The organism is Burkholderia sp. Se-20378 (assembly GCF_017104665.1).
Lineage (GTDB): Bacteria > Pseudomonadota > Gammaproteobacteria > Burkholderiales > Burkholderiaceae > Burkholderia > Burkholderia lata.
On the sequence record NZ_JAAGPG010001095.1, the window covers coordinates 1 to 1,036 of the forward strand.

The 1,036-nt window shown below is 68.8% G+C and carries 2 protein-coding genes; both read left to right on the forward strand.

Translation table 11 applies throughout. The annotated features are described in order from the left end of the window. Positions 1–487, forward strand: a 487-nt coding sequence (locus tag G3N93_RS40355; RefSeq protein ID WP_206135562.1) for an NAD-binding protein, incomplete at its 5' end; no start/stop codon positions are given. Then, on the forward strand, positions 487–1,036 hold a 550-nt coding region (locus G3N93_RS40360; RefSeq protein ID WP_206135563.1), incomplete at its 3' end, for an enoyl-CoA hydratase. The genes G3N93_RS40355 and G3N93_RS40360, both read left to right, overlap by 1 nt.

Here is a 1,036-nt window from a genome sequence, read left to right on the forward strand (position 1 = left end):
CAGCGACGCGGATTTCGAGCGCGTGAAGCCGGTGCTCGCGGGCATGGGCAAGAACATCGTCCACTGCGGCGCGACGGGGATGGGGCAGGTCGCGAAGGTCTGCAACAACCTCGTGCTCGGCATCTCGATGGCGGCCGTGTCGGAGGCGATGTCGCTCGGCGTCGCGCTCGGCATCGACCCGAAGGTGCTGGCCGGCATCGTCAACACGTCGACGGGCCGCTGCTGGAGTTCCGACACGTACAACCCGTATCCGGGTGTGATCGACACCGCGCCGTCGTCGCGCGGCTACTCGGGCGGCTTCGGCACCGACCTGATGCTGAAGGATCTCGGCCTCGCGAACGACGCGGCGAAACAGGCCCGCCAGCCCGTCTATCTCGGTGCGCTCGCGCAGCAGCTGTACCAGACGATGAGCAGCCGTGGCGACGGCCAGCTCGATTTCTCGGCGGTGATCCGCCTGTACCAACCGGCAACGAAGAAGGACGCGTGATGATCGAACTGGACTACGTCGACGACGGCGCGATCGCATGCGCGACGCTCAAGCGTCCGCCGGCGAACGCCTTTACCGCCGACGGGCTGCAGCAATTGCAGGAAACCGTCGCCGAACTGAATGCGAACCCGCGCGTGCGCGCGCTGGTGATCACCGGTGACGGCCCGAAGTTCTTCAGCGCAGGCGCCGACCTCAACACATTCGCCGAAGGCGACCGCGCGGTTGCGCGCGCGATGGCGTCGCGCTTCGGCGCGGCGTTCGAGGCGCTGCACGACGCGCGCGTCGTGACGATCGCGGCGATCAACGGCTATGCGATGGGCGGCGGGCTCGAATGCGCGCTCGCGTGCGACCTGCGAATCGCGGAGACGCATGCGCAGATGGCGCTGCCCGAGCCGTCGGTCGGCCTGTTGCCGTGCGGCCTCGGCACGCAGACGCTGCCCTGGCTCGTCGGCGAAGGCTGGGCGAAGAAGATCATCCTGACCGGCGCGCGTGTCGATGCGGCCACGGCGCTGCGGATCGGCCTCGTCGAGGACGTCGTGGAGTCGGGCG